The organism is Sphingomonas vulcanisoli, from assembly GCF_011761305.1.
GTDB classification, from domain to species: Bacteria; Pseudomonadota; Alphaproteobacteria; order Sphingomonadales; family Sphingomonadaceae; genus Sphingomonas_I; species Sphingomonas_I vulcanisoli.
In genome coordinates this window covers 23,996-37,978 of sequence record NZ_JAAOZC010000004.1, presented here as the reverse complement: position 1 = coordinate 37,978, position 13,983 = coordinate 23,996, and the positions used below count along the sequence as shown (strand labels likewise).

Sequence of the window (13,983 nt, the reverse complement as noted above, 5' to 3'; positions counted from 1 at the left end):
AGCACTGTCTTTCTTGCCCGCTCGCAAAGAAGAACGGCCCTTCGACAAGCTCAGGGCAAACGGAAAGGGTATGTCACCGCGTCAGCAGCCCGTGCTTCTTCTTGCCCAAACTGATCTTCACCGGCGCATCCTGATCGAGCACGATTTCATATTTCTCGTCTTTGATCGCGATGTCGTTGAGCCGGACCGCGCCCTCGGCGATCTTGCGCCGCGCCTCCCCGTTGGAGGCGCAGAAGCCCAGCACGGTCAGCGCCTGGACAATGCCGATCGCACCCTCGGCGATTGAGAGCCTGGGGAGATTCTCGCTGAGGCCGCCCTGCTCGAAGGTGGTCCGCGCGGTGTCCGCCGCCTCTGCCGCCGCCGCTGCACCCCGACACAAAGCCGTGGCCGCATCGGCCAGCACCTTCTTGGCCTCGTTGATCTCCGAGCCCTCTAGCGCCTCCAGCCGCGCGATCTCGTCGAGCGGGAGATCGGTGAACAGGCGCAGGAAGCGGCCGACGTCGCGATCGTCCGTGTTCCGCCAGAATTGCCAATAATCGTAGGCCGGCAGCTGATCGCCGTTGAGCCATACCGCGCCCGCCGCGGTCTTGCCCATCTTGGCACCATCGGCGGTGGTGATCAGCGGCGTCGTCAGGCCGAACAGTTCGGCGCCGTCGATGCGGCGGCCAAGCTCGATGCCGTTGACGATATTGCCCCATTGATCCGATCCACCCATCTGCAGGCGGCAGCCGACGCGGCGCGAAAGCTCCAGAAAATCATAGGCCTGGAGGATCATGTAATTGAATTCGAGGAAGGTCAGCGGCTGTTCGCGATCGAGGCGAATCTTGACGGATTCGAAGCTGAGCATCCGGTTGATCGTGAAGTGCCGCCCGACATCGCGGAGGAAGGGGACGTACTCCAGCTTGTCGAGCCAATCGGCATTGTCGATCATCACCGCATCGGTCGGCCCGTCCCCGAAGGTCAGGAAATTTTCGAAGACGCGGAAGATTGAGGTGATGTTGGCGTTGATCGTCTCGCTGGTCAGCAGCTTGCGGCTCTCGTCCTTGCCCGATGGATCGCCGACCTTGGTGGTGCCGCCGCCCATCACCACGATCGGCTTGTGCCCGGCCTGCTGGAGCCGGCGCAGCATCATGATCTGGACGAGGCTGCCGATGTGCAGCGACGGTGCTGTCGCATCGAAGCCGATATAGCCGGGCACGATCTGACGGCTCGCCAGCGCATCGAGCGCGGCAGCGTCGGTCACCTGATGGATATAGCCGCGCGTATCGAGCGTGCGGAGCAGATCGGACTGGTATTCGGCCATGATGGCCGCGCGCCTAGCATGGGGGTGGCGCGGGTTCCACCCGAGGCATGGCGCGGAATTTCGGTCCTAGCGCGGGCTTGCGCGGCGCCTTCGGCATCGCCAATCAGCCGGGATGCGCATCGCCCTCTTCGAGCCGGAAATTGCCGGGAATGTTGGCGCCGTGCTGCGGCTTGGCGCGTGCCTTGGCGCGGCGGTCGATCTGATCGAGCCAATGGGGTTCGCCTGGGATGATCGCCGCGTCCGCCGTACCGCGATGGACTATATCGATCATGTCGAAATCGTGCGGCATACCGGTTTCGATGCGTTCCGCGCGACGATCGGCGCGCAAAGGCTCGTACTGTTCACCACCAAGGGCCGCCAGTCCGCCTATGATTTCGGTTTCATGGCGGATGATATCCTGCTGTTCGGCAAGGAGAGCGCGGGGGTGCCGCTCGCTGTGGTCGAGGCTTGCGATGCGCGGTTGCGCCTGCCGATGCGGCCACAGGTCCGTTCGATGAATCTGGCAACATCGGCGGCGCTCGCGCTGGGCGAAGCGCTGCGTCAGACTGGAAGCTTGCCGGGCTGAGGATCGCGCGCAAGCGCTCGTTCGACGCGGGTGAACTCCCGAGAGATTCAGGGGTTCAGCCACCATGCCCAAAAAACGATCTTCCGCGAAGCACGTCGCCCGCAAGGCGGAAGGGTTCGATATTCGTCTCGGCAACGCGGTAGCGGACCTAGGCGATCAGCCTGTGGTGCGTGCGCTGGGCCGGTTCGGCGAAATGGCCGATCAGCCACCGCTCTTTGCGTTGGCAGGCGCCACGATGGCGGCAGGCTTCGTCCTTAACCGACCGCGGCTGGCGCGCGCGGGGTTTCGGATGCTGGCTTCGGAAGCGCTGGCGACGCTGGCCAAAGGCTGGATCAAGCGTCGGGTCGATCGGCGGCGTCCCAATGTCCACAGCGGCGATCACCGCGCCAGGACAGGCAAGATTGTCGATACATCGCCGCATAACAGTTTTCCATCCGGACACAGCGCGGGGGCGGTGACGATCGCTTGCGCCATCGCCCGCGATTATCCGGGTGCGGCAGGCATCACCACCGCTGCGGCGGCCGTGGCGGTGTGCGCGCAGGTCTCGGCCGCGAAGCATTTTCCTGTCGACGCGGCGGTGGGGGTGGCGATCGGTTTCGCTGCCGAGGTCATCGTCAGCGAACTGATGCGCAGCCCGCACGATGGCGGACTGCGCTAGAGTCACAGGCTTACGCGAGCGCCGCTTTCAGATCGTCGACGAGATCGGTCTTCTCCCACGGGAAGAAGTCACCCTCGGGCTTGCGGCCGAAATGGCCGTAGGCGGCGGTCTTCTGGTAGATCGGCTTGTTGAGGCCGAGATGCTCGCGGATGCCGCGCGGCGTCAGGCCGCCGAGCTTCTCGATCTTGCCGATCGCTTCCTCGATCTTGTCGTCGCCGACCGTGCCGGTGCCGTGCGTATCGACATAAAGCGACAGCGGCTTGGCGACGCCGATCGCATAAGCGAGCTGGATCGTGCAGCGCTGGGCGAGGCCGGCGGCGACGATATTCTTCGCCAGATAGCGCGTGATATAAGCGGCTGAGCGATCGACCTTGGTAGGGTCCTTGCCGCTGAACGCGCCGCCGCCATGGGGCGAGGCGCCGCCGTAGGTATCGACGATGATCTTGCGGCCGGTGAGGCCCGCGTCGCCATCGGGGCCGCCGATCTCGAAGCTGCCGGTGGGGTTGATGTGGTAGACGGTTTCGTCGCTGAGCAGTTCGGCGGGGATCACCTTGGCGACGACGCCCTTCACATAAGCGTGAAGCTCGGCTTCCTTCTCGCCCTCGTCATAGCCCTTGCCGTGCTGGGTGGAAACGACGATCGCCGTGGCGGCGACGGGCGTGCTGCCCTGATAGCGCAACGTGACCTGGCTTTTGGCGTCCGGCTCCAGGAACGGCGCCGCGCCGGAATGACGGTCGGCAGCCATCGTCTCGAGAATCTTGTGGCTGTAATAGAGGGTCGCCGGCATCAGATCGGGGGTGTCGTTGGCGGCATAGCCGAACATGATGCCCTGATCGCCCGCGCCTTCATCCTTGTTGCCCGAGGCATCGACGCCCTGTGCGATATGCGCAGATTGGGCGTGAAGGTTGTTTTCGAAACGGAAATTCTTCCAGTGGAAGCCATCCTGCTCATAGCCGATGCGCTTCACGGTATCGCGGACGGTCTTCTCGATCTCGTCCTGCGCGCCCGGCGCCCATTGATCGTTCTCGTACACGCCCTTGCAGCGGATTTCGCCCGCCAGCACGACCAACTGGGTGGTGGTCAGCGTCTCGCAGGCGATGCGCGCAAAGGGGTCTTTGGAGAGAAACAGATCGACGATCGCGTCCGAAATCTGATCGGCGACCTTATCGGGATGGCCTTCGGAAACGCTTTCGGACGTGAAGAGATAATCGCTGCGCATGTTGGCGAAGGTTCCTCGGCTAGCGTCGCTGGAAGGCGACATAAAGACATCTTTATATCTGCGATCTAGCGTCTGCGGAGGCGGCTGGCAAATCCTATGGCGACAAGAAAAAGTGCGAAGGCGAGAGGCAAAAGATTGCCGTAGCGCGAAAAGAGCGTCGGTGGGCCAACGGCCGGGAGACGCGCATCGATCGCGCCGGCCAGGCGCCAGGGGAGGGAGGCGAGCAGCCGACCCTGCGCGTCGATAACCGCGGAAATCCCGGTCGGCGTGGAGCGCAGGATCGGCATCGCCTCCTCGATCGCGCGCAGCCGCGCCTGCGCGAGATGCTGCGGCGGGCCCCAGGCACCGAACCAGGCGTCATTCGAGGGATTGAACAGAAAACGCGGTCGGTGGGCCGCATCGATGACATGGCCCGAGAAGATGATTTCATAGCAAATTTGCCCGCCGACCAGACCGATGCCGGGCAGCTTGATATCCGCCGGGCCGCGCCCCGAATCGAAATCCATATCGCCCGGCGCCAGCCGCGAGAGGCCGATCCGCGAGAGCAGGGGCCGCATCGGCAGATATTCGCCATAGGGAACGAGGTGGCTCTTGTCGTAGCGGCCGAGCAGCCGCCCGCGCGCATCGATCCCGAACAGGCTGTTGGTCGCCGCGATCATCGTGCCCTGCGCGTCGTAGCGCACCGCCTCGCCGCCGGTCAGCATCAGATCACGCGGGCCGAGGACGTGCGCCAGCGCGGTGCGGGCGTCGGGATCGTCCTCCAGGAACCAGGGGATCGCCACTTCGGGCCAGAGGATCAGTCGTGGCTCCGGCCCCGGCGTACCGCTGAGGTGGACCAGGCGGCGGAAATTGTTGATCTCGGCATCGGGCGCCCATTTCTCGGCCTGGTTGATGTTGGGCTGGACGACACGGATGCGCGGGCCGTTGGCGGCGGCCAGCGGCGCCATGCCGATCGGAATGAAAATCGACGCGCAGCCGATCGCCACCGCAAGGGCGATCGCGCCGAGCAGGATCGCACGATTGCCGCGCTGTGCGGGCGTTGCGTTGCCAAAGGCGCGGCGCAGGAAGCCCGCCCCGTGCAGCAATCCGCCCGCGATCAGGATGGTAAGGCCGGAGAGGCCGTAGGTGCCGATCGTCGGCAGCGTCATCACGGGCACGATCCGCAACGGCACCCAGATCGCCGCCAGCGGGTTCCAGGCAAAGCCGGTGAAGAGCGTCGCGCGGAGCAATTCGCCGATGATCCACACCGCGCCGAACAGCGCGACAAACGCGCGCGGCGTAGGGCTTGCCAGGCGCGCGAGCCAGTAAGCGCAGCTGGCCGAGAAGGCGACGAAAACGGCAAGGTAGAGCGAGAGCAGGACCACCGCGAGCCAGCCCAGCCACGCGGGCATCGCCGCTTGATAGGTGAAGGCGGTCGCGATCCAGTTCAGTCCGATGCAAAAATGGCCGACACCGAAGCACCAGCCGATCGCTGCTGCCCGCCAGGTCGATCCCGCCCGCTCCAGCATGGCGATCAGCGCGATCAGGCAGGCGATCGTCAGTGGCCACAGCTCCAGCGGGGCAAAGCCACACGCCGCCAGCGCGCCGAGCACGAAGGCGATAGGGCAGGTGCGGCGGAGAGTAAGGGGCATCGGCGCGGTCTTTAAGGGCGGAATATGACGGAGGCGAGGGGCTAAGCGCGTGCCGGTGTCCCGGCCCACAGACACTACCCAAAAATCATAGAGTTAGCGCGATTTCCACTAATGCAAATTCGTGTAGTGGGCGAGGAAGACAGCGTTCATTGTTGCGTCAGCGGGGGCAAATCCGTTTCGCATGAGAGCCTGTTTGGACCCGCAGCCTAGCCGAGCTTGGCCGCCATTTCCGCGAGCTTCATAACCGTATTCATGTTGCGCGCCGTGCCCGTCTTCATCGCGGGCAGGCGAAGACGGCTGTCGGCTTGGCCGGTGGGAAAATGGATGAAAAGTTCGTGTTTGCCGAGCGCGACCACTTCGTCCTGTTGGCCCGTGGCGGCTTCGAGCGCATCTTGGGGCAAGTTCTCGTCTGTAAACAGCGCGACGACGCGGTTGCCGGGCTGATCGGCGAAAGGATTGCGCGCTACCGTTTCTGCCAGCTCCTTCGCAGTTCGAACCAGCACGCCCACGGGCTTGCCCGCATACGCTTTCAGTTCGTCCTCCAGCGCCTTGCGCACCTCTGCCTCGCCGCGATCGGTGGTAAAGAGTGCGTTGCCGCTGGCGATGTAGGTTTGCGCGCCCTTGAAGCCCGCGCGTTCGCACATCGCCACCAGCTCGGTCATCGGCAGCTTGCCGGTGCCGCCGACGTTTACGGCGCGGAGCAGGGCGACATAGGCCGTCATGGCTGGCGCTCGCTATCGGGCTCCGGCGGCGCAGGCAAGTCCGCGCAGTCGTCATATCTGACGGATACCGGCATTCCTTGCGCGCTACTCGACTTGTCCCCGTTTTTCGCGCATCGTTACCATCGCGGTGCGCCTGACCTGGGGAGGTCGTCGCCGCGCTATTGGGGATAAACCCGTGCGAAAGTTTCTCATTGCGTTGGCGGCGGTGCTGGCGATCCCCGCGCAGGCGGCCGTTACGCTCTATGATGCCGCGCATAAGGGCGATTTCCTCGCCCTGACGCAGGCGGTTCAGAACAGCTGGGTAGATCCGGGCACTTCGATGGTCGTCAATACGCCGATTGCGTTGGGCCTTGCGACCATTTCCGCTTCGCAGGCGGCGCTCTACGATGATCATTATCAAGATTATTACGATGATGCGGTCTATCTCGGCACGTCGGGGCCGCCCGATCCCGCCAATCCGGATTACCAATCCTTGCCGGGCACGCTGACGATCAGTTCACCGGAGTCCTTCCTGGCGGTCGACCTCGGTTCCTTCTTCGGCACCACGAGCTATTATTACACCGTCAACAATCAACAGTCGGGCTATATTACGTTGGCCCAGGGTGTGAGCACCTTCATTGGCATCACCGGCGACGGGCCGATCACGCTGAGCCTGATCCAGATGGCGAACGACGAGGTCGATGTCGTCCACAGTTATACGAGCAGCGCCACGAGCGACATTCCCGAGACGGCGAGCTGGGTGATGATGATCGGTGGGTTCGGGCTGGTTGGTGCGGCGTTGCGGCGGCGCCGGATTGCCCTGGTCCGACTGACCTGACGCGCGTCCGGCAAATCGGTTAGGTTGCGCCATGCAGCCCTTTCACCTCGCCTTTCCCGTCCACGATCTCGCCGCCGCGCGGGCTTTCTATCGCGACCTGCTGGGCTGCGGGGAGGGGCGGAGTTCGGATAGCTGGATCGATTTCGATCTCTACGGCCACCAGATCGTCGCCCATCTCGATCCTGCGGCGCAGACTGTGGCGGTCCACAATCCGGTCGATGGGCATGACGTGCCCGTGCCGCATTTCGGGGTGGTTTTGGGCTGGGAGGATTGGCAAGCGCTGGCCGATCGCCTGACCGTGGCAGGCGTCACCTTCGGCATCGCGCCGCACATCCGCTTCAAGGGGCAGGTCGGCGAACAGGCGACGATGTTCTTCCGCGATCCATCGGGCAATGCGCTGGAATTCAAGGCCTTCCGGGACATCGGCCAGCTCTTCGCGAAATGACCGGGAAGGGCAGAGAGGCCGATGATGACGATCCTACTGGCGATGGCGTTGGCGGGGGCTGTGCCCATGTCGGTTGCGACCGAGGTTGAGGCGCCGGGCCCGCTCGGCCCGCTCAAGGCCACGATGCTCGCGCCGGCCGATGCGCCGAGGGCTCCGATCGTCCTGATCGTTCCGGGTTCCGGGCCGACCGACCGCGACGGCAACAACCCGCTGATCGGCAAGCCGGCCTCGCTGCGTTTGCTGGCCGAAGGATTGGCCGCAAACGGCATCGCCAGCGTGCGGATCGACAAGCGGGGGATGTTCGGGAGCAAGGCCGCAATCACCGACGCGAACAGGGTGACGATCGGCGATTATGCCGCCGATGTCGCCGCCTGGGTGGCCGCGATCCGCAAGCAGACCGGCGCGCCTTGCCTATGGGTGCTGGGGCATAGCGAGGGCGGCCTTGTCGCGCTTGCGGGGGCGCATGCGGAGGGCGTTTGCGGGCTGGTTCTGATGGCGACGCCGGGCCGGCCGCTGGGCGAAGTGCTGCGCGAACAGCTCACCGCCAACCCCGCCAATGCGCCGATCCTGCCGCAGGCGCTGCCCGCCGTTGACGCGCTGGAGGCGGGCAAGACGGTGGATGTTTCCACCTTCCATCCCGCGCTTCAGCAGCTCTTCAATCCGGCGGTGCAGCCCTATTTCATCGATCTCATGCGCTACGATCCCGCCAAGCTGATCGCGGCCGCGGGCAAGCCGGTGCTGATCGTGCAGGGGATGCGTGACGTCCAGATCGCGGGCAAGGATGCCGAGGCGCTGAAGGCAGCCGATCCCGCGGCCAGGCTGGTTATGATGCCGAATATGAATCATGTGCTGAAGCCGGTGGCGAGCGACGATCGGGCGGCCACTGTCGCGACCTACGGCGATCCCAATCTGCCATTGGCGCCGGGATTGGTCGAAGCCGTGGCGGCGTTTGTGAAGGAAGGCTAACCCATCCATCCGTTCATGCTGAGCCTGTCGAAGCACTGTTTTTCTAAACGCTCTAGAAACCTACGACCCTTCTACAAGCTCAGGGCGAACGGAGCCTCAATTTTTGCTTTTGTCCTCCAGTACCTTGGCACCGCCTTCGCGCACCGCGCTGGAGATCATGCCGGAGAAGAAGCCGAGCATCGCCGGCAGCACGAGCTGGACACGGACCAGCGCATCTTCCACCTCCAGCCGCGCCGAAACCGTCTGGCCCATCGCGATCACCTCCAGCGCCATGACATTGTCGCTGACCCAGTGCGACGTCGCCTTGCCGCCGCCGGGAAGATGCCGATCGAGCTCGCCAATCCGGCTCTTCAGCCGCTCGATCGCCGCCTGCTTGCCGAGGCGGTGGGGGACGTCGATGGTGAGCGGCGCGCTGCTCATTTGGCGCTGACCCGCCAGACCGCGTTGCCGACGTCGTCGGCGACCAGCAGCCCGCCGGTGCGATCGACGACGACCCCGACCGGCCGGCCGCGCGCCTGCTCATCCTTGTCGAGGAAGCCGGTCAGCACGTCGATCGGTTTGCCCGCCGGGCGGCCTTTCTGGAAGGGCACGTAGATCACCTTGTAGCCCGAGAAGGGCTTGCGGTTCCAGGAGCCGTGCTGGCCGATGAAGGCGCCGTGCGCGAAATTAGGGCCGAGCTTGGCGCCGTCCGCGAAGGTCAGCCCCAGCGAGGCGGTGTGCGGCCCGAGCGCATAATCGGGCTTGATCACCGTATCCTGCAGATTGTTGTCGTCGGTGAAGGCGGGGCGGCTGTCCGGCACGCCGCCCCAATAATACCAGGGCCAGCCATAGAAGCCGCCGAACTGCACCAGCGCGAGATAATCGGGCACGATATCCGATCCCAGCGCATCGCGTTCATTAACCACCATCCAGAGCTGTTTGGTCTCGGGCTCCCAAGCGAGGCCGTTGGGATTGCGGATGCCATAGGCATAGGTGCGATGCTCGCCGGTCTTGGGATCATATTCCCAGATCCGCGCGCGTTCGGTCTCGGCTTGCGCGCCCGCCTCGCCGACGTTCGAATTGGAGCCGATCGTGATGTAGAGCTTGGAGCCGTCGGGCGTGGCGACGACATTCTTGGTCCAGTGATGATCGATCGGGCCACCGGGGAGATCGAGCACCTTCACCGGCTTGGCGGTGATCTGCGTCTGGCCGGGCGTGAACGGCACCTTGAGCAGCGCATCGGTGTCAGCGATGTAGAGATCGCCGCCGACCAGCGCCATGCCGAATGGCGAATTGAGCCCTGAGAGCAACACCGTCCGGCTTTCGGCGATCCCGTCGCCATCGGCATCGCGCAGCAGCACGATCTTGTTCGGGCTCTGCCCACCTGCGCCGACCCGGTCCATCATGATCTTCTCGACCCAATGGCTGAGGCCTTTCTCGCCGGGCTTGGGCGGGGCGTTGCTCTCGGCGACGAGGACATCACCGTTGGCGAGCGGCAGCAGCCAGCGCGGATGATCCAGCCCGATGGCGAACGGCTGCACCTTGAGGCCCGCGGCGGGCGTTGGCATCTCGCCCTGCTTCCAGCCGACCGCCTTGGCGATGTGCATCAGCGGGATCAGCCCTTCGTGCGGCGCGCCGATCGTCGGCGCCGTGCCCTCCTGGGCTGCGACGTCCAGCCGCGCGGTCTGGTTATGATATTGCCACCAGAAGATGCCCACCGCGATCAGGATCAGCAGGAGGAGGATGAGCAGGATTTTCTTCAGCATGGTCGCCAAACGTCCGATCGGTGGAAAGGCCCCATCGGCTTGGAGTCCTCGTAACGCAAGCACCGGCTTCCTCTCGTAACCGGCTCCCGCAAGGGGAGAGGGCTAAGAATAGAGGATAGGCTGAACCATTCGCGCCAACGAACGCTTACGGCAGCAGCCCTTCCCATTGGAGATCGACCCATGAGCCGCACCGTCGCCGAAGTGATGGTCGAAACCCTGGTCACGGCAGGCGCGCGGCGCTGCTATGGGCTGCCCGGCGATACGCTCAACCATTTCACCGATGCGATGCGGAAGAGCGATCTGCGCTTCGTCCATGTGCGGCATGAGGAGGCGGGCGCTTTTGCGGCGGGGGCGGATGCGCTGCTTACCGGCCAGTTGGCGCTCTGCGCGGGATCGTGTGGGCCGGGGAGCCTGCATTTCATCAACGGCCTGTTCGAGAGCCACCGCAACCGCGCGCCGGTGGTGCTGATCGCCAGCCAGATCATCCGTGACGAGCTCGGCTTCGATTTTCCGCAGGAGGTGGATTTCAAAGCGGTTTACGCGAGTGGCTCGGTCTTTTGCGAGGAGGTGCGTACGCCCGAGGTGGCGCAAAGGATGACGGCGATGGCGGCGCAGGCGGCGCTGACCAAACGCGGCGTCGCGGTGCTGATCGTGCCCGCCGATGTTTCCGGTGCGGCGACACCCAAGGCGAGCGGTGGCTTCGCGGTCCACAACACCCGCCCGGTGACGCGGCCCAACGATATCGAGCTCGATCGGATCGCTGCCGCAATCAACGCGGGCGGCAAGGTCGCGATCTATGGCGGATCGGGCTGCGAACAGGCCCATGCCGAGGTGCTGGCGCTGGCGGAAAGGCTCAAGGCACCGATCGCGCATACATCGCGCGCCAAGGACTTTCTCGAGCCCGACAATCCTTTCAACGTCGGCATGACCGGCATCTTCGGCACCGAGGGCGGCTATGGCGCGCTGATGGAATGCGACACCCTGCTGCTGCTCGGCTGCGATTTCGCGTGGCGGCAATATTATCCGGCCAAGGCCACGATCATCCAGGTGGATATCGACGGCACACATCTCGGGCGGCGGCACGCAGTCGATATCGGCGTGGTCGGGGATATCAAGCCGACGATCGACGCGCTGCTGCCGCGCCTCACCCCGCGCGAAGATCGCGGCTTTCTCGACAAGGCGCTTGAGCGTGCCGCCAAGGCCGACGGCCAGCTGGAGAAGCGCACGGTGGCCGGGCGCGGCGGGCTGATCCATCCGCAATACCTCACCGAGACGATCGCCAAACATGCCGCGCCGGATGCGGTGGTTACTGCCGACGGTGGATCGCCGATGGTCTGGGCGCTGCGCCACTGGCCCGCGAACGGCCACAACCGCACCGTGATCAGCCTCAGCCACGGCACGATGGCCAACGCCATGCCGCAGGCGCTGGGCGCGCAGGTCGCGTTTCCGGGGCGGCAGGTGATTGCGCTGTCCGGCGATGGCGGGCTGGCGATGCTGATGGGCGATCTGCTCACCACGATCCAGGAAGAGCTGCCGATCAAGGTGGTGGTATTCAACAACAGCTCGCTCGCCTTCGTCGAACTTGAAATGAAGGTGGAGGGGTTGCTCGATTCCTACACCGATCTCAAGAACCCCGACTTCGGCCGCGTTGCCGAGGCATGCGGGCTGTGGGGGCGGCGGGTCGAGAAGGCCGAGGATCTGGATGCGGCGGTACAGGCGTGGCTGGCGGCACCGGGGCCGGCCCTGTTGGACGTCGTCACCGATCCGCACGAACTGGTGATGCCGCCCAAGGTGGAGGCGGGGCAATTGTTCGGGATGGCGCTCTATACCGCCAAGGGTACGTTGAGCGGGCGCATGGGTGAAGTGGCGCAATTGCTGACTGACGCGGTGGCGCCGTAAGCTTGCTGGGTCGCGATCGGCCAATGGCGATGCAAATCCGTTCGGTAGGGCCAAACGCCTCATTCAGATAATACAAATTGCGGCTGACCCGTCAGCTATGCACTTTCCGCAGTCAGAAGACGCACAATATTCTCGTCCCGAGGAGAGAGCATCGATCGATCCGTGTATGAATTATACGGTCCGATTGACGATATCCGCTGCGAACAGGCTTGGATTATCGGTTCATTTCTCACGTCTCGTGAAGATGGGCGAAATGCTATCTTGAATGTCCAAGTAAATGGTGTCGTTTGAGAAAGCGAGACTCATTATTTCTAATCGTTGCTTGAGACGAACCTAGGAGATGAAGATGGGCGGGGAACTGCAAGGCAAGATTGCTCTTGTTACAGGTGGAGGATCGGGGATCGGGCGCGCTACCTCGCTTATTCTTGCGCGAGAGGGCGCCACGATCGCCGTCGCGGACCGCGACCGGGATGCCGCCGAAAAGGCCGTCGCGGACATCCGCAGCACAGGCGCGACAGCTCGGGCCTTTACCGTGGACATAGCGAATGAAGAAATGGTGGCGTCCCTGGTAGCCGATATTGAAGCCGCATTCGGCGGCCTCGATCTCGCCTTCAACAACGCCGGAATTGGCAGCGCCGGTGCCGGCTGTGCCGGGAAGGCAGTCGATGAGGTCTCGGCAGAAGCCTGGCATCGGATGCTCGACGTCAATCTGACCGGATTGTGGCATTGCATGGTGCACGAACTTAGAGCGATGCGCCGACGTGGCGGGGGAGCAATCGTGAACAACGCGTCGGTCGCATCGTTTGTCGGCGTTCCGCGGGCAGTGCCTTATACGGCGAGCAAGCATGGGGTGCTGGGTTTGACTCGTGCATCCGCACTCGAACAAGCGGTCCATGGCATTCGCATTAATGCCGTATGCCCTGGATTGATCGATACACCCCTGATGGCCAACGCTCTCACCGACAATGAGGCTGTAGCGCATACCGATATTCCTCTCGGCCGGTTGGGTCGACCTGAAGAAGTCGGTGAGCTGGTTTCCTGGATGTTATCGGATCGCGCGTCCTTCTGCACAGGTACGGCGTTTCTGGTCGATGGCGGTCAGTCGGCGATCTAGGCTTGAGAACACGATCTCCGAACTAAGTAGTTAAACCTCAGCCGACACCGGCGGATGCAGCCGCAACCGCTCCACCCGCCGCGCATCGGCGGCGATCACTTCAAGCTGCCAGCCGCTGGGATGATGCACGGTCTCGCCGGTCTGCGGGACGTGGCCCGCGAGCACCGAGGCGAGGCCGCCGAGCGTATCGACATCCTCCTCGACCTCGCCAAGCCGGGGATCGACGATCTCGGCGACCTCCTCCAGTTCGGCGCGCGCATCGGCCTCCCAGCAGCCGTCGCCGAGCGCGATCAGCATCTGCGGCGCGGCATCGTCATGCTCATCCTCGATATCGCCGACGATCTCCTCGACGATATCCTCGATCGTGATCAGCCCCTCGGTGCCCGAATATTCATCGAGCACGATGGCGAGGTGGGTGCGCGTCGCGCGCATTTCGGCGAGCAGATCGAGCACGCCCATCGATTCGGGCACGTAGCGCGGCTGACGGATCAGCGCGGCGATCGGCGGCGGCTCGTTGCCGCTCGCCAGGATCGCGAAGACGTCCTTGATATGGATCATGCCGATCACCGCATCGAGGCTGTCCTTGTAGACCGGCAGGCGGCTGTGGCCGGCCTCGGCAAAGGTCGCGACGAGATCGGTGAAGGTGATCGTATCCGGCACCGCGATGATCTCGCCGCGCGGTACGCCGACGTCGCCGGCGGTGCGTTCGCCGAAATCGAGCAGGTTGCGCAGCATCGTGCGCTCGGCGGCGGAAAGATCGCCCTTGGCGGGCGCGTCGTCCTCATGCTCCTCGATCGCCTCGGCGATCTGGTCGCGGAGCGTCGGCTCCGTATCGCTGCCGAACAGCAGGCCGCGCAGGCCCGCCCACAATCGGCCGCCGTCGCTATCCTCAGGCATGT

Annotated in this window: 14 protein-coding genes; 7 read left to right on the top strand and 7 right to left on the bottom strand. The window is 64.3% G+C overall.

Features of this window, described 5'->3' with window-relative positions; translation table 11 throughout:
* Positions 1-73 precede the first annotated feature (73 nt).
* Positions 74-1,303, bottom strand: a complete 1,230-nt coding sequence (gene tyrS / locus FHS31_RS08960; protein ID WP_167073052.1) for a tyrosine--tRNA ligase — start codon at positions 1,301-1,303, stop codon at positions 74-76.
* A gap of 112 nt (positions 1,304-1,415) precedes the next feature.
* Here tyrS and FHS31_RS08955 point away from each other — a divergent pair, with 112 nt between their 5' ends.
* Together FHS31_RS08955 and FHS31_RS08950 are read left to right on the top strand one after the other, a co-directional pair.
* Positions 1,416-1,868 (top strand): tRNA (cytidine(34)-2'-O)-methyltransferase, encoded by a 453-nt coding sequence (locus FHS31_RS08955; protein WP_167073051.1) that lies wholly within the window; start codon positions 1,416-1,418, stop codon positions 1,866-1,868.
* 64 nt (positions 1,869-1,932) lie between these two features.
* Positions 1,933-2,526: a phosphatase PAP2 family protein gene (locus tag FHS31_RS08950; RefSeq protein WP_167073050.1), complete on the top strand. Its 594-nt coding sequence runs from the start codon at positions 1,933-1,935 to the stop codon at positions 2,524-2,526.
* Positions 2,527-2,536: 10 nt separating this feature from the next.
* On the opposite strand, the gene metK is transcribed toward FHS31_RS08950, so the two are convergent.
* The 3 genes from metK to FHS31_RS08935 all read right to left on the bottom strand — a co-directional run bounded on the left by metK (position 2,537) and on the right by FHS31_RS08935 (position 6,098).
* A complete protein-coding gene (metK, locus tag FHS31_RS08945) occupies positions 2,537-3,745 on the bottom strand; it encodes a methionine adenosyltransferase (protein WP_167073049.1) in 1,209 nt (402 codons plus the stop codon).
* Positions 3,746-3,810: 65 nt separating this feature from the next.
* Complete coding sequence (gene lnt, locus FHS31_RS08940; RefSeq protein ID WP_167073048.1) at positions 3,811-5,376, bottom strand: apolipoprotein N-acyltransferase; 1,566 nt, start codon at positions 5,374-5,376, stop codon at positions 3,811-3,813.
* Between the two features lie 206 nt (positions 5,377-5,582).
* Positions 5,583-6,098: a DUF1697 domain-containing protein gene (locus tag FHS31_RS08935; RefSeq protein WP_167073047.1), complete on the bottom strand. Its 516-nt coding sequence runs from the start codon at positions 6,096-6,098 to the stop codon at positions 5,583-5,585.
* A 175-nt stretch (positions 6,099-6,273) separates the two neighbouring features.
* On the opposite strand from FHS31_RS08935, the gene FHS31_RS08930 reads away from it, so the two are divergent.
* From FHS31_RS08930 to FHS31_RS08920, 3 genes are read left to right on the top strand one after another with little or no spacing between them, the layout of a single operon-like run.
* Entirely contained in the window at positions 6,274-6,915 is a 642-nt protein-coding gene (locus tag FHS31_RS08930; RefSeq protein ID WP_341786324.1) for a PEPxxWA-CTERM sorting domain-containing protein, read from the top strand.
* Between the two features lie 31 nt (positions 6,916-6,946).
* On the top strand, positions 6,947-7,360 hold the full coding sequence (locus tag FHS31_RS08925; RefSeq protein WP_167073046.1) for a VOC family protein: 414 nt from the start codon (positions 6,947-6,949) through the stop codon (positions 7,358-7,360).
* Positions 7,361-7,381: 21 nt separating this feature from the next.
* The gene (locus FHS31_RS08920) at positions 7,382-8,326 is read left to right on the top strand and encodes an alpha/beta hydrolase (RefSeq protein WP_208408644.1); all 945 of its coding nucleotides are present in this window, start codon (positions 7,382-7,384) and stop codon (positions 8,324-8,326) included.
* A gap of 96 nt (positions 8,327-8,422) precedes the next feature.
* Here the strand turns inward: FHS31_RS08920 and FHS31_RS08915 are convergent, their stop codons facing one another.
* On the bottom strand, positions 8,423-8,746 hold the full coding sequence (locus FHS31_RS08915; RefSeq protein ID WP_167073045.1) for a polyhydroxyalkanoic acid system family protein: 324 nt from the start codon (positions 8,744-8,746) through the stop codon (positions 8,423-8,425).
* On the bottom strand, positions 8,743-10,071 hold the full coding sequence (locus FHS31_RS08910) for a PQQ-dependent sugar dehydrogenase (protein ID WP_167073044.1): 1,329 nt from the start codon (positions 10,069-10,071) through the stop codon (positions 8,743-8,745). Before FHS31_RS08910 ends, FHS31_RS08915 begins: the two co-directional genes overlap by 4 nt.
* A gap of 180 nt (positions 10,072-10,251) precedes the next feature.
* Here FHS31_RS08910 and FHS31_RS08905 point away from each other — a divergent pair, with 180 nt between their 5' ends.
* Complete coding sequence (locus FHS31_RS08905) at positions 10,252-11,970, top strand: thiamine pyrophosphate-dependent enzyme (RefSeq protein WP_167073043.1); 1,719 nt, start codon at positions 10,252-10,254, stop codon at positions 11,968-11,970.
* A 346-nt stretch (positions 11,971-12,316) separates the two neighbouring features.
* Complete coding sequence (locus FHS31_RS08900; RefSeq protein WP_243843376.1) at positions 12,317-13,084, top strand: SDR family NAD(P)-dependent oxidoreductase; 768 nt, start codon at positions 12,317-12,319, stop codon at positions 13,082-13,084.
* A 30-nt stretch (positions 13,085-13,114) separates the two neighbouring features.
* On the opposite strand, the gene FHS31_RS08895 is transcribed toward FHS31_RS08900, so the two are convergent.
* A complete protein-coding gene (locus tag FHS31_RS08895; protein ID WP_167073041.1) occupies positions 13,115-13,981 on the bottom strand; it encodes a hemolysin family protein in 867 nt (288 codons plus the stop codon).
* Positions 13,982-13,983: the final 2 nt, after the last annotated feature.

Excerpts from the sequence above, each read along its gene's own strand:
- tyrS (WP_167073052.1), bottom strand. The coding sequence starts at position 1,303 with ATGGCCGAATACCAGTCCGATCTGCTCCGCACGCTCGATACGCGCGGC.
- FHS31_RS08955 (WP_167073051.1), top strand. The coding sequence starts at position 1,416 with ATGCGCATCGCCCTCTTCGAGCCGGAAATTGCCGGGAATGTTGGCGCC.
- FHS31_RS08950 (WP_167073050.1), top strand. The coding sequence starts at position 1,933 with ATGCCCAAAAAACGATCTTCCGCGAAGCACGTCGCCCGCAAGGCGGAA.
- metK (WP_167073049.1), bottom strand. The coding sequence starts at position 3,745 with ATGCGCAGCGATTATCTCTTCACGTCCGAAAGCGTTTCCGAAGGCCAT.
- lnt (WP_167073048.1), bottom strand. The coding sequence starts at position 5,376 with ATGCCCCTTACTCTCCGCCGCACCTGCCCTATCGCCTTCGTGCTCGGC.
- FHS31_RS08935 (WP_167073047.1), bottom strand. The coding sequence starts at position 6,098 with ATGACGGCCTATGTCGCCCTGCTCCGCGCCGTAAACGTCGGCGGCACC.
- FHS31_RS08925 (WP_167073046.1), top strand. The coding sequence starts at position 6,947 with ATGCAGCCCTTTCACCTCGCCTTTCCCGTCCACGATCTCGCCGCCGCG.
- FHS31_RS08920 (WP_208408644.1), top strand. The coding sequence starts at position 7,382 with ATGATGACGATCCTACTGGCGATGGCGTTGGCGGGGGCTGTGCCCATG.
- FHS31_RS08915 (WP_167073045.1), bottom strand. The coding sequence starts at position 8,746 with ATGAGCAGCGCGCCGCTCACCATCGACGTCCCCCACCGCCTCGGCAAG.
- FHS31_RS08910 (WP_167073044.1), bottom strand. The coding sequence starts at position 10,071 with ATGCTGAAGAAAATCCTGCTCATCCTCCTCCTGCTGATCCTGATCGCG.
- FHS31_RS08905 (WP_167073043.1), top strand. The coding sequence starts at position 10,252 with ATGAGCCGCACCGTCGCCGAAGTGATGGTCGAAACCCTGGTCACGGCA.
- FHS31_RS08900 (WP_243843376.1), top strand. The coding sequence starts at position 12,317 with ATGGGCGGGGAACTGCAAGGCAAGATTGCTCTTGTTACAGGTGGAGGA.
- FHS31_RS08895 (WP_167073041.1), bottom strand. The coding sequence starts at position 13,981 with ATGCCTGAGGATAGCGACGGCGGCCGATTGTGGGCGGGCCTGCGCGGC.